This is a genomic window from Kitasatospora sp. NPDC049285, from assembly GCF_040678815.1.
Classification (GTDB): Bacteria; Actinomycetota; Actinomycetes; order Streptomycetales; family Streptomycetaceae; genus Kitasatospora.
The window spans coordinates 41,481-59,553 of sequence record NZ_JBFAQR010000049.1 but is presented as its reverse complement, the minus strand read 5'-3'; the positions used below and the strand labels follow the sequence as shown (position 1 = coordinate 59,553).

Here is an 18,073-nt window from a genome sequence, read left to right as displayed (position 1 = left end):
CGCTGTTGAGTTCTCAAGGAACGGACACTTCCTTCAGGCGGCCTTCCGACCGACCCTCCGGGCGCTTCGTTCTTTCGTGTTCCCAGCTTATCAGATCCGAGCTTGTGCTCTTTCCCGACTCGCTTTCGTCTTCTGCGACCTGACGGCCCGTCCGACGTTTCAAACTCTAGCCGATCCCCGCTCCGAAAAGCGAATCGGCCGCAATCTCCGAAAAAGCGCGCAGCAAATACGAACGGAGACGCGAAAAGACGCGACCCGGTACGGATCAGCTGGTGGTTCTCAGGGATTGGCCACCCCGGGACCGTCCACGTCGACACGTGTCCGGTGCTCCCTGTCGGGCAACTCGAAGAACTTTACACACCTGTGGGCCCGGGTTCAAGTGGCACCTGGAAGACCAGTACCGCGACGTCGTCGTCGTGCTCGGCGGAGACGCCGAGGGCGCGCAGGAGGCGGGCGCAGACGGTGTCGGGGGTGCCGACGGGGCCGGTGAGGGTGTGGGCGAGGAGGTCGAGGCCCTGGTCGATGTCCTCCTCGCGGCGTTCGACCAGGCCGTCGGTGTAGAGGACGCCGGTGGTGCCGGGGAGGAGGCGGAGGGTGTGGGACAGGTGGCCGGCGCCGCCGGTGCCGAGGGGTGGGCCGTTCTGTTCCTCGCCGCGCAGGACGGTGCCGTCGGGGCTGCGCAGGAGGAGGGGGAGGTGGCCGGCGGAGGCGTAGACGAGGGTGGTGGTGGCGGGGTCCCAGACGGCGTAGGTGCAGGTGGCGATCTGGTTGGCGTCGATCTCCATGGCGAGGCCGTCGAGGAGGGTCATCACCTCGTGCGGGGGGAGGTCGAGGCGGGCGTAGGCGCGGACGGCGGTGCGGAGCTGGCCCATGACGGCGGCGGCGCGCAGGCCGCGGCCCATCACGTCGCCGATGACGAGGGCGGTGCGGCCGCCGCCGAGGCCGATGACGTCGTACCAGTCGCCGCCGACGGCGGCGTCGGTGCCGCCGGGTTGGTAGGTGGCGGCGACGCGGAGGTCGGCAGGCTGTTCGAGTTTCTGCGGGAGCAGGCTGTGCTGGAGGGTGACGGCGGCTTCGCGTTGGCGGCGTTCGGCTTCGCGGAGGCGGCCGGCGGCCTGGACCTGGTCGGTGACCTCGGTGGCGAAGATGAGGACGCCGGTGGCGGCGGCGTGTTCGTCGGGGCCGAGCGGGACGCAGGCGATGTTGTAGTACCGGTTGCCTCCGAGGCCGAGGATGCAGCGGGACTTCACGCTGCGCGGGCGGCCGCTGCGCAGGACCTGGTCGAGCAGCGGGAGCACGCCGAGGGCGGTGAGTTCGGGGAGCGCTTCGGCCGCGGGGCGGCCGGTGGTGCGGGCGCCGAACAACTCGCGGTAGGCCTGGTTGGCGTAGCCGAGCAGGTGCTGCGGGCCGTGGGTGAGGGCGATCGGGGCGGGCAGCCGGCGGACGACGTCGCGGAGGTCGTAGCGGAGGTCGGGGTCACGGGGTTCGGCGGCGGGGGTGCCGGGGTCGCGCTGGCCGGGGACCGTGACGGGTTCGTCCGCGGTGGTGGGAGCGGTCCGCCATGCGGCTCCGGCGAGCCGGGCGCTCCAGCGCATGAGGTTCAACGTCGGCCGCTTCCTCGGTACGGGTGGGGGTGGTCCTCGGTGAGACGGGATGCGGTGTGATCATCACGATGTGTGCGCGGTGTGGTACACGCCGTGATGGTCCGGTGGGGTCGATCCTGTCAGGCTCCGGTGTGATTCCGGAAGTCGAGCCCCCGGAACGGCGCGTTTCGGGGGCGCACGCCGGGGGCGCGCCTCACCTGCCAGCACGTGCGCGTGGGGATCGGCGGATCAGGTGCCGGGTCCGCCGGTGAGGTCGGACTCGAAGCCGGACTCGAACTCGGCGCGCGGATGCTCGATGGCGCCGATCGAGACCACCTCGCGGTGGAAGAGTCCGCCGAACAGCCAGTCCATCAGCACCCGGACCCGGCGGTCGGCACTGGGCAGGCGCCGGAGTTGCCGGGCCCGGTGCAGCCACCAGGCGCGGCGGCCGGTGAGCCTGGTGCCGCGGCGGGTGTGGGCCACCGCGCGGCGCAGGCCGAGCGAGGTCGAACAGGCCGGGCGGTCGGGACGATAACCGGCCAGCGGGTGGCCGGCCAGCTCGGCGGCCAGGTTCTCGGCGAGCAACTTGGCTTGGGCGAGGGCGTGTTGGGCGTTGGGGGTGCAGGGTTCGCCGTGTTGGTCGGGGACGGCGGCGCAGTCGCCGGCGGCCCAGGCGTCGGGCAGGGGGGTGCCGTCGGGGCCGGCGATGCGCAGGGTGGGCAGGCAGCGGATCCGGCCGGCGGCGTCGAGCGGGAGGTCGGTGAGGGAGAGCACCGGCGCGGGGCGGATGCCGGCCGTCCAGACCAGGGTGCGGGCGGCGAAGCGACTGCCGTCGGAGAGCACCATCAGCCGGTCGGCAGCGGATTCCAGGGTGGTGCCGAGCCGGACGTCGATGTTGCGTTCGCGCAGTTCGGCCAGGGTGTGGGCGGCGAGTTCGGGGGTCTCCTCGGTGAGGATCCGGTCGGTGGCCTCGACCAGGATCCAGCGCAGGTCCTCGGGCGCGAGGTTGTGGTAGCCCTTGGCGGCGTAGCGGGCCATGTCCTCGAGTTCGGCGAGGGCGCCGACGCCCGCGTAGCCGGCTCCGACGAAGACGAAGGTGAGCGCCGCGTGGCGGAGTTCGGGGTCGCGGGTGGAGGAGGCGAGGTCGAGCTGTTCGAGGACGTGGTTGCGCAGGGCGACCGCCTCGCCGACGGTGGCGAAGCCCATGCCGTGCTCCGCGAGGCCGGGGACGGGGGCCGTGCGGGAGACCGAGCCGGGGGCCATCACCAGGATGTCGTACGGGAGTTCGGTGGGCAGCCGGAGTTCGCCGCGCGGGGCGGCGTCCACCCAGGCGCGGCGGGTGGCGTGGTCGATCTTGGTGACCCGGGCGGTGAGCACCCGGCAGTCGGGCAGCGCGGTGCGCAGCGGGACCACCACGTGGCGGGGGTCGATGGAGCCGGCCGCGACCTCGGCCAGCAGCGGCTGGAAGGTGAGGTACGGCTGCGGTTCGACCACCGTGATCTCGACCTGCTCGTCCCTCAACTGTGCGCGCAGCAGGTGTTGCAGGCGTAGGGCGGCGGTCAGTCCGGCGCAGCCGCCGCCGATGATCAGGACTCGAATGGGGCACCTCCGGCCGGCCTCGGGCTGTGACCCGCTTCACGTTCCCCCTATGACGCACCCCCGGACGGGTTCTTGTCCACACTCCGGGCGGGATCGGTCCGAACCGTTCCGGTGGAGGGTCCACTTCTGCGGCGAACTTCCTTGAACTATGGTCGGATTGTGCTTCGGACCGCCGATGGTGCCGGTCCATGCCTGGGGCCTGGTGGCATCGGCGCGGACTGCCCGGCAGCCATCCGGGGAAGGGTAGTGCGCGGACGTCGGACGATGGCCGGTGTCGGCAGCGCGTGCCAGGGGCGCAGTAACCGTTCGGGTACCCGGGACGGGGTGCCTCGGGGGAGGTTGGCATGTCGGAGCAGGATCAGGTGGCGGGGCGTTTGCCGGTAACGGCGTTCGGAAGGACCGCGGTGGACGTGGTGCCCGAGCAACGCGGGCCGGGTGAGCGGGAGCGGTACGCCTTTCCCCGCCCGGAGCGTCCGGCGGAGGGCGGCCGGGGTTCCGGTTCGCGCCTGCGGGTGGACGCCCGGCGGAATCTGGAGAGCGTCTTGCGGGCCGCCCGCGAGGTGTTCGGTGAACTCGGCTACGGCGCTCCGATGGAGGAGGTCGCCCGGCGGGCCGGGGTCGGCGTCGGCACGGTGTACCGGCGCTTCCCGAGCAAGGAGGTGCTGGTGCAGCGGATCGCCGCCGAGGAGGTGTCCTGGCTGACCGCGCAGGCCCGGGAGTCGCTGTACGGCGGCCTGACCGGTCCGTGGGACGCGCTGGCGGGCTTCCTGCAGCGGGCGGTGGCGTCCGGCGCGGGCCGGCTGCTGCCGCCGGAGGCGTTCCGGTACGCCGAGGAGATCGGTCGGGTCCCGGAGCAGCGCGGCGCCGAACTGCGGGCGCTGAACGTCGCGTCGGTGCAGGCCGAGGGTGAGCAGAGCGCCGATCCGCGGCTGCTGCTGCACCTGCTGGCGGCGCTGGTGGCGCGGGCGGGGGCGGCCGGCGAGCTGCGTCCGGGGGTGACGGTGGCCGACGTGGTGCTGGTGCTCACCGCGGCCGTTCCGGTGCACGCGACGACTGCCGTGCCGGCGGCGCAGGACGGCGTCGCGGAAGGGGCGGCCGGCAACCGGCTGCTGCAGATCCTGCTGCAGGGCCTGCGGGCGGTCTGACGGGCGCTCGGTTCGACCGGACGACGGCCGGTGTGGACGCGGTGGCGGCGGCACCGCGTCTCGCACGCCGGGTGGGTGACGGTCCGAACGCCTTGTCGAGGGACGGTCCGAACAAGTCCGCGAGCGGCGGCCCGGAAGAGTGGGTCGGGGCCGGGGCGGCTACCGGTGGTGGCTCCGCTATGCCATTCTTTGCCCGTGGTTGGAGCCATTGTCCCGTTGCGCACCGTGACCGCCGTCGACTCCGAGGGGCGGCCTGCGGCGTGCGCCGGACGGGCCCTGGACGGTCTCCGGTGATCCCCGAAGAGCCGCTCGACGCCGGGGAGTTCGGATCCGGCCTGGAGACGCCCGGCCAGGTACCGGACCAGGGCGGCAGCCCGGCCCGTGAGTCGCTCAGCGGCCGGGTCCCGGGCCAGGCCGCCGCCGGACGCGGCGGGGTGACCCCGGAGGCCTTCGTCGGAGAGGACCGCCCGGTGCGCGTCACCGTTCCCGCCCCCGCCGATCCCGTCGACGGTGAACGTCCGGCTTCCGACGCCGAGTTGACGGCCCGGGTGCGGGCCGGCGACGACGCCGCCTACGAGGAGATCTACCGTCGGCACGCCGACGCCGTCCGGCGCTACGCGCGGACCTGTTGCCGGGACAGCTTCACCGCCGAGGACCTGGCCGGCGAGGTGTTCGCCCGTACCCTGCAGGCGCTGAAGGCCGGCAAGGGACCCGAGTTCGCCGTCCGCGCCTACCTGTTGACCGCGGTCCGCAACGTGGCGGCCGCCTGGGCCCGCTCCGACCGGCGCGAGCAGCTGGTGGACGACTTCTCCACCTTCGCCGAAGTCTCCGCCGCCACCGTCGAGTTCGACCTGGCCGACCCGGGCGCCGACGCCTGGGCGATGGCGCTGGCCGACCAGCGCATGGTGATGCGCGCGTACGCCGAACTCCCGGAGGACGACCGGGTGGTGCTCTGGCACACCGAGGTCGAACGGGAGTCGCCGAAGACCGTCGCGGTGATGCTGGGCAAGACCGCCAACGCCACGGCCGTCCAGGCCCACCGGGCGCGTGACCGGCTCGCCGCCGGCTTCCTGCAGGCCCATGTGTCGGGCAGTCAGGACACCGCGTGCGCCGGGTACGCCAACCGGCTCGGCGCCTACGCCCGCGGCTCGCTGCGCAAGCGCGCGTCGGCGGAGGTCGGGCGGCACGTCCAGGACTGCACCCGGTGCACCGCCGCGTACCTGGAGCTCGCCGACATCAACCACGGTCTGCGGGCGGTGCTGCCCGGCGGAGCGCTGCTCTGGGTCGGTGCCGGGTACTTCTCCGCCGCGGCGGCCGCGGTCGGCGCCGGGGTGGCGGCGACCGGTGCGGTGGCGGGCGGCGCGGCGGTCGCGGGTTCGTCGGCGGCGGGGACCACCGGCGGTGCGGGTACCGCGGCGGCGGCCGGGTCGGCGGGCGGCGCGGCCGGATCGTCCGGCGGTGGCGCCGGGGCGGCGGCCGCGGAGGGGCTGGGGACCGCGGCCAAGGCGGGGATCTCGGCGGCGATCGCGGTGGTCGCGGCGGCGGTGGCGGCGTTCGCGCTGACCGGTTCGCCGGCGCCCAAGCCGCCGGTCGCCGCGCCGCCGCCGTCGGCGGCGCCCGAGTCGCCCGCCCCGCCGGCGCCGACGCCCTCGCCGTCGCCCTCGGTGCCGGAGCCCTCGCCGAGCCCGACGCCGTCCCCGACGCCCACTCCCACTCCCACGCCGTCCCCGACGCCGAGCCGTCCGCCGGTGCGGGCGATCACCCCGACGCCGACGCCGCCGGTGGTCGAGCGCCCGGTGGTGCCGGACCCGCCGGTCGTGCCGACGCCGACGCCGCCGGTCGTCCCGACCCCGGACCCGCCGAAGCCGCCGCCGACGCCCAGCCAGTTCTGGCTGGACGACCTGCCGTTGAACCGCGGACACCGCGAGTCGGCCGAGCAGCCGACGATCCGCGGCGGCGGCCGGGTGGCCCAGCGCGACGGGGCGTGGATGCGCGGCACGTACTACACGCACGTGCTGGCGGTGCCGATCCCCTCCCGGGTGACCATCGACCTGAACCGCTCCTGCACGGCCTTCGACGCCGTCGCCGGGCTGGACGACCTCGACGTCACGCTGGGCCGGGTGGTCTTCTCGGTCCAGGGCGACGGCGGTCAGGTGCTGTGGTCATCCGGCGAGCTCGGGCCCTGGGACAAGCCGGTCCGGGCGCACGTCGCGCTGACCGGGCAGCGGACCGTCCGACTGGTCGTCACGCCGACCCGGGGGACCGTCCAGGTGATCGACGTCGCGGACTGGGCGCAGGCCCGACTCACCTGCTGAGGACCGTCAGATCGCGCAGCTGTCGTCCGCGCAGGCCTCGCCGGCCGGGGCGAGCTGGGTGATCTTCTTGGCGGTCTCGGCCTCGACCTGGCGCAGCACCTGGAGGAAGGTCTCGGCCTCCTGGCCGCCCTGCACGGCCCACTGGCCCTCGAAGACGAAGGTGGGGACGGCGGAGATGCCGAGCTGCCGGGCCTCGTCGAGCCGGGCGCGGACCTCGGCGACGCCCTCGCCGCCCGCGAGGTACGCGGCGGCGCGGTCGCGGTCGACGCCGACCTCGGCGGCCAGGTCGGCGAGCACGGCGGGGTCGCCGACGTTCAGGCCGTCGGTGAAGTGGGCCTTGAGCAGGCGCTCCTTGAGCTCCGCCTGGACGGTCGCGCCGTACTCGGTCTCGGCGAGGTGCAGCAGGCGGTGCGCGGTGAGGGTGTTGACCTCCAGCGCGGCGTCGAAGTCGTAGTCGATACCGAGGGTCCGGCCGAGCTCGGTGATCCGGTCGTCCATGGCGACGGACTGCGGGCCGTAGCGCTCGGCGAGCCACTCGCGGTGCGGCCGGGCCTGCTCGGGCGCGTCGGGGACCAGCTGGTACGGGCGGAAGACCACCTCGACGCCGTCCTTGCCCTCGAAGCGGGCGAGCGCCTGCTCGAACCGGCGCTTGCCGACGTAGCACCAGGGGCAGGCGATGTCCGAGTAGATTTCGACCTTCATGGGTGGGCGGGCTCCTGTCGGTGGTTCTCGGCGGCCGGGCGGCCTCGGTCGCGGCCCGGGCGGCCTTCGACAGGAAGGTGAACGCTCAACGATCCGGAGTCATTCCAGCTCAGCCGCCCGTCAGGTGGCCGCGGCGGGGGCCGGGACCACCAGCACCGGGCAACTCGCGTGGTGGACGGCGGCGGTGGAGACCGAGCCGAGCAGCAGCCTCGTGAAGCCGCCGTTGCCGCGGGTGCCCAGCACCAGGGTGTGCCGGCCGGTGGCGGCCTGCAGCAGCACGTCGATGACGTTGCCGAGCACCACGTGCAGGCCGAGCTCGCCGCCGTACGGACGCGGCCGGGCGGCCTGGACGGTGGCGACCGCGCGGCGCAGGCCGTCGGCCATCGACTCGGTCAGCCGCTCGACGCTCTCCTGGACCAGCTCCGCCATGCCCGGCGGGTAGCCGGTCGGCGACGGGTTGACCACCGCGAGCACGTGCAGCGGCAGGCGGTACGCCTCGGCCTCGGACATCGCCCGGTCGAGCGCCCAGAGCGAGGCGTCGGAGCCGTCGCAGGCCGCGAGGACGGCTGCGCCGGGCGGGGGCGGATCACTGCGCACGGGAAGCATCTCGGTCACCGGTGTCCTCCGGGGTCGGGGTTGCGACGGTAACCCGCCGCCGGCTGGGGCGAAGGGAGGACGCGCGGAGCCCTGCGGGCAGCACGCGCGACGCTCTACGTGGGGAGACAAGCGCGGGAGCAGGGCAAACGGGCGGGACTGCGCGGACGGCGGGCAGCACGCGCGGTGGGTGCCGATGGGTGTGACGGGGCCTCAGGGGGTAAGGGCGGTGCGGCGGGGGGTGGGGAGGCCGGTCCAGGAGGAGCCGGGGCGGCGGGCGGCGAGGCGGCGGAGCCAGAGTTCGGTGGCGACCAGGTCGGCGAGGGCGGCCAGGACGGCGGGCGGGGCGGGGCGGTGGCCGGGGTCGGTGGCGGCCGCCAGGGCCTTGCGGACGGCGGGGGTGTCGATCAGTCCGGCGTCCGCGAGCAGCGGCCGGTCGAACAGCTCGGTGAGCTGCGGGGCGGCGGCGCGCAGGCCCGCGCGGGCGGGGGCGTGCGGGTCGGGGCCGGGGGTGCGGCCCCAGTCGGCGGGCAGGTCGGCGCGGCCGGTCCCGGCCAGCACCGCGGCGAGCAGGGCGTGCCGGGCACCGGGGTGCAGCCGCACGTCGTCGGGGAGCAGGCGGGCGGCGCGGACCACCTGGTTGTCCAGGAAGGGCGCGTGCAGCCGCTGCCCGTGCTGCTCGGTGGCGTGCACCAGGGTGCGGAAGTGGGCGGCGTGCCGGTGCAGGGCGAGGCGGGCGCGGCGGGCGCCGGGGGGTTCGGTGGGCGCGGGTTCGCGGGCGGCGGTGCGCAGGTGCTGGGCGAGGGCGGCGAGCGGTTCGTCGGCGAGCAGGTGGGCGGCGGGGCCGGGGAGGTGCCAGGCGAGGTCCGCGGCGAGGTGGCCGCCGACGGTGGCGCGCTCGGCGGGTGGGTGACGGAGCGTCAGGCGCAGCGCGAGTTCGTCGAGGGCGTCGGCGTAGCGGGCCCGGGCGAGGCGGCGGGCGGCGCGCAGCACGGTGACGGGGGTGCGCAGGGTGCCGGTGAGGGCGCCGGCGGTGGCGCGGTCGGCGCCGGCCAGGGCGGCGACGGGGGCCAGCAGGTCGAGGGAGCGGCCGGAGCGGATCAGGTCGGCGAGCCGGGCGGGGTGGCCGTCCAGGACCTGGCGGGCGCCGTGGCCGGTGAGGTGGTCGGCGCCGCCGGCGCGGTGGGCGGCGGTGTACCGGGCCGTTTCGAGCAGGGCCGGGCCGGGTTCGTCGGTGAGCGGTCCGGCCTCGGGGTACCAGCCGGCTTCCGTCGCGGCCGCGGACGGGTCGCCGAGGCCGGCGTAGGGCGGGCGGTCGGGGACGACGAGGTGCCGCAGCCGGGGGGCGTGCACGGCGAGGGCGAGTCCTTCGGCGGCGCCGAGGGTGACGGCGGCGAGGCTCTCGGGGGCCGCGGTGTCGTCGGGGCGGCGGGTCCAGGAGCCCTTGACCGCGCCGCTGCGCGGGGTAGGGAGGTCGGCGGCGGTGCGGTCCGCGGACGGGCTCGCGGGCAGCGGGACGGCGGCGGCGAGCAGGGCGACGGTGGCGGACGAGGTGCCGTATGAGAGGTCGACGCCGAGCCGCGGCCGGTCGGCGGGGGCGGTGGCGCGGACCCGGCAGCGGACGGCTTCCAGCAGGGCGCGGGTGAGTTCGCGGACCGCGGGGGCCTCGGCGCGCGGTTCGGCGGGGTCGTCGAGGTAGGAGGTGTGGTCGGCGCGGCCGCCGCGGATGCCGAGCGCGCTGCCGGGCGGGACCCGGCGGACGCCCCGGTACGGGGTGCGGTCGCCGAGGGTCTCCGGGGTCTCGGGGGTGGCCAGCCGGGCGGCCAGGTGGGCGGCGTCGACGGGGGCGCCGACCAGGTCGGCGAGCGGGAGCGCGGCGGTGGCGTACGCGGTGCCGCCGGCGAACGGGGTGTGGAAGACGGGCTGGGCGCCGGCCAGGTCGGTGAGCAGCACGGTGGAGCGGGTGCCGGCGCGCAGCACCACGGTGTAGCTGCCGGGCCAGTGGGTGAGGTGGCGCAGCGCGCCGCCGCGGGCGGCGGCGATGCCGTCGGCGAGTTCCCGGTCGGTGGCGCCGCAGCGGCCGACCACGGCGAGGCGCAGGGTGGCGGGGGTGTCGCGGTCGGCGTTGTCGGCGGGGTCGTGCGGGTCGAGTCCGCCGCGGACCGCGGCGGGACCGCCGGGGCGCAGGACGGCGACGCGCAGTTCGTCGGGCCGCCAGTCGCCGACCGCCCAGAGCGGGTTCGGGCCGCCCCACAGCAGGGTGGCGGCCAGGGGGCGGACGGCAGCGAGGGCCGGGTCGGCCGCGGTCAGCCCGCTCCAGCCGGTGAGCCACCGCATCGCGCCTCCACCTGACGTGCCGCAGCGCGCGCCGAACGCCCGTGCGGGCGTCGCGGTGTGGCGCGCCGTCAGGAGACATCGTGCCACCGATGGGGCGATCGAGCGCCCGGCTTTCCGGCAGGACGGGCTGCCGGACCGGGCTCCCCCCTCCGGGGCCCGGGCCGTGCGGTGCCGCCCGTCGCGGCCGGGAACTCGCGTTCCGGGCGCGGACGGTGGGCTTCGGGCGGCGGTCCGTGGACGTCCGCACTCGGCCGCGGATGGCCGAAAGCCGTCGCACGGTCCGGGAGGGCATCCGCATGCCCTCCCGGACCCGCCGCTGCCCGCGGGGATTGAGGCAGCGTTTCCCCCGGCCCGCCGGGTCCTCGGCGGCGGGCCGATCCACAGGCTCCAGCGAATCGCCGACCTGCCGCTGCGGCCTAGGGAGCACGGGTGGCGCATGCGGGCACGGGACCGGAGCACGCGCGTCCGGCAGGTGCCCGCGGACCCCGGCGCGGGCATCCGGCCGCCCGCCGTGCAGGGTGCGCGTTCCCGCCATCCGGAATGCGGCCTCTTAACCCTCGGAACGCGGACGACTACGCTAGGTGCAGCAGTCCGGTGGCGCGCTGCTGCCGTCGCACTCGCCGCCATCCGCGCACGACGTCGCCAGGGGGTGCCACCGCCACCATGACCGTCAGCTCACGAGGGCCGAACGACCGGCTGGGCGCCCTCCTCGCGCTCGCCCAGATCAGCAACGCCGGACTTGCCCGCCGGGTCAACGACCTGGGCGCGCAACGCGGCCTGACCCTTCGTTACGACAAGACCTCGGTGGCCCGCTGGGTGACCAAGGGCATGGTCCCGCAGCGCCCGGTGCCGCACCTGATCGCCACCGCGCTCGGCAACAAGCTGGGCCGGCCGGTGCCGCTGGAGGAGATCGGCCTGGCCGACTCGCACCCGACCCCGGAGCTCGGCCTGGAGTTCCCGCGCGAGGTGCCGGAGGCGGTCCGCTCGGCCACCGAGCTGTGGCGGGTCGACCTGGACCTGCGCCGCGGCCCCGGCGGCGGGCGCTGGAGCGACAGCCTGGCCGGCACCTTCTCGGTGGCCGCGTACGCCACCCCGGTCTCCCGCTGGCTGATCACCCCCGCCGACGGCTCGGTGGCCCGCGAGGCCGTCCCCGACCTGTCCGGCTACCGGGTCGGTCACGCGGACGCCGCCAAGCTCCGCGAGGCCGCCCAGGAGGCCCGCCGCTGGGACTCCAAGTACGGCGGCGGGGACTGGCGTTCCTCGATGGTGCCGGAGTGCCTGCGGGTGGAGGCCGCGCCGCTGCTGCTCGCCTCGTACAGCGACGCGATCGGCCGGGCGCTGTTCGGTGCGACCGCCGAACTGACCCGGCTGGCGGGCTGGATGGCGTTCGACACCGGCCAGCACGAGGCCGCCCAGCGCTACTACATCCAGGCCCTGCGGCTGGCCCGGGCGGCCGGCGACGTGCCGCTCGGCGGGTACGTGCTGGCCTCGATGAGCCTGCAGGCGTCCTACCGGTCCTTCCCGGACGAGGCGGTCGACCTGGCGCAGGCCGCGCTGGAGCGCAACCGGGGCCTGGCCACCGCCCGCACCATGAGCTTCTTCCACCTGGTGGAGGCCCGGGCGCACGCCAAGGCCGGCAACGCCGCCGCCTGCGGCACCGCGCTGGCCGCCGCCGAGGCCGCCCTGGACCGGGCCCGCCCCGGCGACCAGGACCCGACCTGGATCGACTTCTACGCCTACGACCGGCTCGCCGCGGACGCCGCCGAGTGCTTCCGCGACCTCGGAGTCCCGTCCAAGGTCCGGCAGTTCACCCGCGAGGCGCTGGCCCGCCCGACCGAGGGCTTCGTCCGCTCGCACGGCCTGCGGCTGGTGGTCTCCGCGATGGCCGAGGCCGAGGCGGGCGACCTGGACGCCGCGGTGGCCGCGGGCGAGCGCGCCGTCGAGGTGGCCGGGCGGATCTCCTCCCACCGCAGCCGCGAGTACGTCGTCGAGCTCCTGCGCCGCCTGGAGCCCTACCAGAACGAGCAGCGGGTCAAGGAACTCGCCGAACGCGCACGGCTGGTGCTCACGGCCTCCACCTGACCGTTTCCCGGTACCCCCGCCACCCGCCCGTGGCACCATCGGGGCGGGGGTCGGGTCGCGGAGGATCGGGGTGCGGGGTTGAAGCACGACGTCGAGGTGCTGGTGGTCGGCGGTGGCATCGTCGGGCTGTCCACGGCGTACGCACTGACCCGGGCCGGGCACGGGCGGTCGGTGACCGTGCTGGAGAAGGAGGGTGCGCTCGCCGCGCACCAGACCGGGCGCAACAGCGGGGTCATCCACAGCGGCGTCTACTACCGGCCCGGTTCGCTCAAGGCCCGCTACGCGACCGGCGGCGCCGCCGAGATGGTCGAGTTCTGCCGCGACCAGGGCATCCCGTACGAGGTCACCGGCAAGCTGATCGTCGCCACCGACCCCGCCGAACTCCCGCGCCTGGCCGCCCTCGCCGAACGCGGCCGGGCCAACGGCATCCCGCTGCACGAACTCGACGCCGCCGGGATCCGCTCGTACGAACCGGAGGTCACCGGCATCGCCGGACTCCACCTCGCCACCACCGGCATCTGCGACTACCCCGCGGTGGCCCGCCGCTACGCCGCGCTGGCCGCCGAACGCGGCGCCGAACTGCGCCTCAACACCTCGGTGCTGGACATCGCGCGGCGCGCGGACGGGGTGACGGTGCAGACCTCCGGCGGCGAGCTGCGCTGCGCGGTGCTGGTGAACTGCGCCGGACTGCACAGCGACCGGATCGCCCGGCTGGCCGGCGACGACCCCGGCGTGCGGATCGTCCCGTTCCGCGGCGAGTACTACGAACTGGCGCCCGAGCGGCGGACCTTGGTGCGCGGGCTGGTCTACCCGGTGCCCGACCCGGCGTTCCCGTTCCTCGGCGTGCACCTCACCCGCGGCATCCACGGCGACGTCCACGTCGGCCCCAACGCGGTGCCCGCGCTGGCCCGCGAGGGCTACGACTGGCGGACCGTCAGCCTGCGCGACCTGGCGGAGACGGTCCGCTTCCCCGGCGCCTGGCGGATCGCCCGCCGGCACTGGCGCTACGAGATCGGCGAACTCCACCGCTCGCTCTCCAAGCGCGCCTTCACCACCGCCGTCCGCCGCCTGCTGCCCGCCGTCACCGAGGCCGACCTGGTCCCCACCGCGGCCGGCGTCCGCGCCCAGGCCGTCGCCGCGGACGGCACCCTGCTCGACGACTTCGCCTTCGCCGGCTTCGACCCGGACGACCCGCGCTCCCCGCGCCGGGTGGTCCACGTCCTCAACGCGCCCTCGCCCGCGGCGACCGCCTCGCTGGCGATCGGCCGGGAGGTCGCCCGGCGGGCGGTCGCCGCACTCGCCTGAGGCCCCGCGCGGCCGCCCGCGAACCTGGTCCCGGCCCGGTTGTAAGCCTTGTCACGACCCGGTCCGGGGCCGGAGTCCGACCCGTAGACTGGTGCGATTGTGACTGCCACCGCCCCCAGCTCCCAGTTGACCCCGTCCGCCCGGCTCTCCGCCGCCCCGGCGGCGTACCCCGCGCCGATGTACCCGCACAAGGCCACCGAAGCCCAGCACCGCGAGCAGCGGATCCGCAGCTTCCAGCCGCGCCGGGGCCGGATGACCAAGGCCCAGGCCGGTGCGCTGGACCGCAGCTGGGAGGCGTACGGCTTCGCCATCGACGGGACGCCGCTGGACCTGGTCGCGATGTTCGACGGCCGTCCGGTGACCCTGGAGATCGGCTTCGGGATGGGCGACACCACCGCCGCGATGGCCGCCGCCGACCCGTCCGCGGGCATCCTCGCCGCCGACGTGCACACCCCCGGCCACGGCAACCTGCTGCAGTTCCTGGAGCGCGACGGCTCGGACAACGTCCGCCTGGCGGCCGGCGACGCGGTGATCCTGCTCCGCGACATGCTGCCCGACGCCTCGCTGGCCGGTCTGCGGGTGTACTTCCCGGACCCGTGGCCGAAGCCCAAGCACCACAAGCGCCGGCTGATCCAGCAGTCCTTCCTCGACCTGGTGCTGCCGCGCCTGGCCCCCGGCGCGCTGGTGCACTGCGCCACCGACTGGGAGCCGTACGCCGAGCAGATGCTGGCCGTGCTGTCGGACTCACCCGAACTGGAGAACCTCCACCCCGAGGGCGACGGCACCGGCTGGCTGGAGCCCGCCGAGCACCCCGAGGGCAGCCACCCCGGCTACGCGCCGCGGCCGGACTGGCGCCCGGTCACCAAGTTCGAGCGGACCGGCCTGGCCAAGGGGCACGTCGTGCACGACCTGCTGTTCCGCCGCCGCTGACCCACCTCCGGGGTCACGGCAGTTGACCCCATATCACCAACCGTCACCGGGTGGGTACGGTTCGTCCCGACCCCTCCCGCCGGAACGGGGCCTTCGCCTACGCTTCTGCAGGTGAGCAGTCCGCCCAGCGGCAACGCCATTCCCGGCGGGCCCGTCGGCGCGGCCGCCATGGCCGCCGACGACCCGACGACCCCTGCCGGTGTCCGGCCGAACCCCGCGTCCGGGGTCCGCCGGGCCGGTCGGCTGCTCCCGCACCGCCCGCGCCGCACCGTCCTGAGCGGGCGCATCCCCGGGCAGCCCACCTCGTCACCCGGCACCGACTCCCCCGCCCCCGCCGACGCCGCCGCCCCGGTCTCCGGTGCGGCGGCCGTCCTGCCCCGGGCACTCCGGCTGCTGCGGCGGCTGCTGCCGATGCGCCGGCCGGCGCTCTCCTCCGCGCTCGCGGCGCTGGCACTGGCCGGGTCCGGGCTGCTGATCCTGCACCTGGTGCAGCGGCAGACCGGTACCACGGGGCTGCTGGTCGGACTCGGACTGGCACTGCTGCCACTGCCGTTCGTGCTGGGCTCGCTGGCCTGGCTGAACCAGACCGCGCGGGTGCCGATCCGGCACACCCTGTTCTGCCTCGCCTGGGGCGCGTGCGCCGCGACCACCGTGGCGATCATGGCGAACGGCTGGGCCAGCGACTTCCTGGTCGCCCACCAGGGCGCGCGCGGCGAGACGCTCGGCGCGGAGTTCGCGACCCCGCTGATCGAGGAGGTCGCCAAGGGCTCGGCGCTGGCCATGTTGCTGCTCCCGCTGCGCCGCCGGCACCGCTGCGACGCGGCCCGCCCCTGCGGACGCCTGCGCCGCCTGCTCTGGCACCGCGGCGGCCGCACCGCGCCCTACCTGCGCCCCGCCCCCCGCCGCCGCTCCCGCGCCAACCCGCGCACCCTGGCCGCCGGGATGGTCCTCGGCGGGGTCACCGCCTGCGGCTTCGCCTTCACCGAGAACGCGCTCTACCTCGGCCGCGCCTTCACCGCCGACCAGCAGGCCCGGCTGGACTCCATCGGCCTCGGCCAGACCCCCAGCCTGCGCGACTTCGACGGCACCGTGCACACCTTCGTGCTGCGCGCCCTGCTGTCCCCCTTCGCCCACCCCCTGTTCACCGCGCTGACCGGACTCGGCCTCGCCGTCTCCCTCACCACCGGCCGCCGCTGGCTCGCCCGCCTCGCCGCCCCCGTCGGCCTGCTCCTCGCGATGTCCCTGCACGGCGCCTGGAACGCCGCCGCCGACCTCGGCACCGACGGCTTCCTCCTGGTCTACGGCCTGGTCATGGTCCCCGCCTTCGCCACTCTGGTCTGCTTCGCCGTCTGGGCCCAGACCCGCCGCGCCCGCCAACCGGTCCGCCCGGCCCCCGACCCCGCCCCGTGAAACCCGATTTCCTTTTCCCGTGGCTCTCACGTACTGTTGGGTTCACCGACGCGGGGTGGAGCAGCTCGGTAGCTCGCTGGGCTCATAACCCAGAGGTCGCAGGTTCAAATCCTGTCCCCGCTACTCAGTAGCACGAAGGCCCGGAGGCATCGCCTCCGGGCCTTCGGCCTTTCTGTGCGAATAATCCGTTGCCTCCGGCGGAGGGCGGTGCCTATGGTGGCGGCACACTGAAAGGAGGTGATCCTGAATTGAGTTCCATCAGGATGCGTGAGGTGGCTGCTCGCTAGAGCCGCCCCTGCCTGTGCAGGATGAGGCCGCCTGGCCTCCGGCTCAGGCGCAGACCCAAGCAGTCACCCGGCCCGTGGGCTCACCGGTACATCCCCGGTGCCTCGACCGCCGCTCCCGCCCTCGTGCGGGACCCCGGCCCGAGGAAGCAGCCCACGGGCCGCCTGCTTTTCCGGTGCGTTTTCCGGTGCTTTCCCGGCCAGGTCGCGGCGAGTGGTCAGCGGCGGCGCAGGACGAGGGTGCGGTGCGGGGGGCTGGTGGTGAGGACCCGGCCGGCGATGCCGTGGTGGCGCAGCGCGGCCCGCAGTTCCGGGAGGTGGGGGCAGGGGCGCCCGGTCCCGTCGAACAGCGGGTAGACCCGGACTTCGCCGGTGGGGGCGGTGACGCGGGTGAGTTCGAGGAGGGCTCGCAGCTGCTCGGCGGGGGCGAAGTGCGCCGGGTACGCGAAGAGCAGGTAGGAGCTGAGGGTGAGCGCGAAGGTGTGGTCGGCGAACGGGAGCCGGGGCAGCGCGGCCGCGATGTAGCGCTCGGGGTGGGCGGCGGCGTCGGCGGTGAAGAGCCGGCGGGCGCGGTCCCAGCTGCGCAGGTACTTGTCGGGGTGGTGGCGGCCGGGCGGCAGGTGGCGGCGGGGGTCGCGGTGGATGGCGCCGGCCATCCGGTCGCGTCCGGCGTCGGCGAGGGCGGCGAGGCGGTCGGGGCCGGCGGCGTACGCGGGGTCGGCGGCGATCACCTCGCAGCCGAGGGTGCGGGCTTCGGCGGCGAGCGCGGCCGCCCCGCCGGGACAGTCGAGGACCGGTCCGGGCAGGGCGGCGAGGTCGGCGCGGGTGAGGCCGAAGTAGGCGCAGTACTCGTCCAGCGGCCGGGAGGTGACCAGGACCGCCTCGCGGTCCGGTCGCTGACGCAGCGTCGGGGGCGCGGCGCTCATCGGGCTCCTTCGGCGGAGGGGCTTCGGCCCGTCCCATCCGAACACGGGGCCCTGGGCGGCGCATGTTCGTGCGTGCGGTCGGCACGGGGCCGGGCGCTGGGCCCGGCCCCGGCGCGTGGTCAGTGGCCGGCGAGCAGGGCGCGGGCGGCGAGGCGGTTGACGTTGGTCAGGCCGCGGATCAGGTGCGGGGTGAGGAAGACCAGGACCAGGCCGACCACGGTGACAGCGGCGATCTGCCAGAACGAGGTGAGCTCGTAGACGTGGTGCACGCCGTGGCTGTCGGTCCAGTCGGCGACCCGGTAGCCGTTCCAGTCGGTGTAGCGCGCGAAGACCCACTGGTAGGCGGGGAACAGCACGAGCGCCCAGCCGACGGTGAAGAACACCAGCGAGACGCTGAAGCTGAACACCGCCCACGGGAACATCACGAACTGGTGCAGCACCGCCTTCCACCCCGCGGCGTCGCCGAGCCGCGCGGTGATCGCGCCCCACACGCCCTCCCGACGGACCGTCACCGGCCGCGGCGCGGGCAGCTCCAGCCCGAGCAGGCTGCCGACCCGGTACCGCTCCCCGGCGCCCAGCCCGCGGGCCGCCACCAGCAGCAGCGCCAGCACCGGCAGCCCCAGCATGGTGACCGCCGTCCCGATCCCCAGGCAGAACAGCGTCACCACCACCGTGAACCCGAGGATCGCCATCGGCAGTCCGGTCAACGTGTACCCGAACTCGCGGAACGTGAAGGAGGAGAACGGCGCCCGCCAGAACCCCGGCCGCGATTCAACGGCCGGCTTGCGCGAGACGCTCGGAGCGGAGACCGGGTGCGAGGCGGTGGACATCAGCGGGCCCTTCGGATCGGGTGACTGGCTA

Annotated in this window: 12 protein-coding genes, 1 tRNA gene and 1 pseudogene; 7 read left to right on the top strand and 7 right to left on the bottom strand. The window is 75.4% G+C overall.

Annotated features, from left to right (window positions below; genetic code table 11):
* Positions 1–380 precede the first annotated feature (380 nt).
* Together AB0K51_RS26020 and AB0K51_RS26015 are read right to left on the bottom strand one after the other, a co-directional pair.
* Positions 381–1,604: pseudogene (locus tag AB0K51_RS26020) on the bottom strand (SpoIIE family protein phosphatase); the annotation flags it as partial.
* A gap of 228 nt (positions 1,605–1,832) precedes the next feature.
* On the bottom strand, positions 1,833–3,173 hold the full coding sequence (locus AB0K51_RS26015; RefSeq protein WP_363459534.1) for an FAD-dependent oxidoreductase: 1,341 nt from the start codon (positions 3,171–3,173) through the stop codon (positions 1,833–1,835).
* 515 nt (positions 3,174–3,688) lie between these two features.
* Between AB0K51_RS26015 and AB0K51_RS26010 the strand changes: the two genes are divergently transcribed.
* Positions 3,689–4,327 (top strand): helix-turn-helix domain-containing protein, encoded by a 639-nt coding sequence (locus tag AB0K51_RS26010; RefSeq protein WP_363459532.1) that lies wholly within the window; start codon positions 3,689–3,691, stop codon positions 4,325–4,327.
* Positions 4,328–4,617: 290 nt separating this feature from the next.
* Positions 4,618–6,642 carry a sigma-70 family RNA polymerase sigma factor gene (locus tag AB0K51_RS26005; protein ID WP_363459524.1) on the top strand — a complete coding sequence of 675 codons (2,025 nt, stop codon included), beginning with the start codon at positions 4,618–4,620 and terminating at the stop codon, positions 6,640–6,642.
* Positions 6,643–6,648: 6 nt separating this feature from the next.
* Here AB0K51_RS26005 and AB0K51_RS26000 read toward each other — a convergent pair whose 3' ends face one another.
* The 3 genes from AB0K51_RS26000 to AB0K51_RS25990 form a co-directional block, all read right to left on the bottom strand.
* On the bottom strand, positions 6,649–7,344 hold the full coding sequence (locus tag AB0K51_RS26000; protein ID WP_363459523.1) for a DsbA family oxidoreductase: 696 nt from the start codon (positions 7,342–7,344) through the stop codon (positions 6,649–6,651).
* A gap of 120 nt (positions 7,345–7,464) precedes the next feature.
* Positions 7,465–7,950 (bottom strand): universal stress protein, encoded by a 486-nt coding sequence (locus AB0K51_RS25995; protein WP_363459531.1) that lies wholly within the window; start codon positions 7,948–7,950, stop codon positions 7,465–7,467.
* A 201-nt stretch (positions 7,951–8,151) separates the two neighbouring features.
* Positions 8,152–10,275 (bottom strand): asparagine synthase-related protein, encoded by a 2,124-nt coding sequence (locus AB0K51_RS25990; protein WP_363459521.1) that lies wholly within the window; start codon positions 10,273–10,275, stop codon positions 8,152–8,154.
* A gap of 663 nt (positions 10,276–10,938) precedes the next feature.
* Here AB0K51_RS25990 and AB0K51_RS25985 point away from each other — a divergent pair.
* The 5 genes from AB0K51_RS25985 to AB0K51_RS25965 all read left to right on the top strand — a co-directional run bounded on the left by AB0K51_RS25985 (position 10,939) and on the right by AB0K51_RS25965 (position 16,125).
* Complete coding sequence (locus AB0K51_RS25985) at positions 10,939–12,357, top strand: MFS transporter (protein WP_363459519.1); 1,419 nt, start codon at positions 10,939–10,941, stop codon at positions 12,355–12,357.
* Between the two features lie 78 nt (positions 12,358–12,435).
* Positions 12,436–13,662, top strand: a complete 1,227-nt coding sequence (gene lhgO / locus AB0K51_RS25980; protein WP_363459517.1) for an L-2-hydroxyglutarate oxidase — start codon at positions 12,436–12,438, stop codon at positions 13,660–13,662.
* Positions 13,663–13,761: 99 nt separating this feature from the next.
* Positions 13,762–14,592 (top strand): tRNA (guanosine(46)-N7)-methyltransferase TrmB, encoded by an 831-nt coding sequence (gene trmB, locus AB0K51_RS25975; RefSeq protein WP_363459515.1) that lies wholly within the window; start codon positions 13,762–13,764, stop codon positions 14,590–14,592.
* A 111-nt stretch (positions 14,593–14,703) separates the two neighbouring features.
* Positions 14,704–16,002: a PrsW family intramembrane metalloprotease gene (locus AB0K51_RS25970; protein WP_363459513.1), complete on the top strand. Its 1,299-nt coding sequence runs from the start codon at positions 14,704–14,706 to the stop codon at positions 16,000–16,002.
* A gap of 49 nt (positions 16,003–16,051) precedes the next feature.
* Positions 16,052–16,125: transfer RNA gene (locus AB0K51_RS25965), tRNA-Met, on the top strand.
* Between the two features lie 379 nt (positions 16,126–16,504).
* On the opposite strand, the gene AB0K51_RS25960 is transcribed toward AB0K51_RS25965, so the two are convergent.
* Both AB0K51_RS25960 and AB0K51_RS25955 read right to left on the bottom strand, forming a co-directional pair.
* Positions 16,505–17,212, bottom strand: coding sequence for a class I SAM-dependent methyltransferase (locus AB0K51_RS25960; RefSeq protein WP_363459511.1), 708 nt, complete (start codon positions 17,210–17,212; stop codon positions 16,505–16,507).
* Between the two features lie 119 nt (positions 17,213–17,331).
* Complete coding sequence (locus AB0K51_RS25955) at positions 17,332–18,042, bottom strand: sensor domain-containing protein (RefSeq protein WP_363459509.1); 711 nt, start codon at positions 18,040–18,042, stop codon at positions 17,332–17,334.
* Positions 18,043–18,073: the final 31 nt, after the last annotated feature.

What these genes read in the sequence shown, in the direction of transcription:
- AB0K51_RS26000 (WP_363459523.1), bottom strand. Translation starts at nt 7,344, where the DNA reads ATGAAGGTCGAAATCTACTCGGACATCGCCTGCCCCTGGTGCTACGTC.
- AB0K51_RS25995 (WP_363459531.1), bottom strand. Translation starts at nt 7,950, where the DNA reads ATGCTTCCCGTGCGCAGTGATCCGCCCCCGCCCGGCGCAGCCGTCCTC.
- AB0K51_RS25990 (WP_363459521.1), bottom strand. Translation starts at nt 10,275, where the DNA reads ATGCGGTGGCTCACCGGCTGGAGCGGGCTGACCGCGGCCGACCCGGCC.
- AB0K51_RS25985 (WP_363459519.1), top strand. Translation starts at nt 10,939, where the DNA reads ATGACCGTCAGCTCACGAGGGCCGAACGACCGGCTGGGCGCCCTCCTC.
- AB0K51_RS25960 (WP_363459511.1), bottom strand. Translation starts at nt 17,212, where the DNA reads ATGAGCGCCGCGCCCCCGACGCTGCGTCAGCGACCGGACCGCGAGGCG.
- AB0K51_RS25955 (WP_363459509.1), bottom strand. Translation starts at nt 18,042, where the DNA reads ATGTCCACCGCCTCGCACCCGGTCTCCGCTCCGAGCGTCTCGCGCAAG.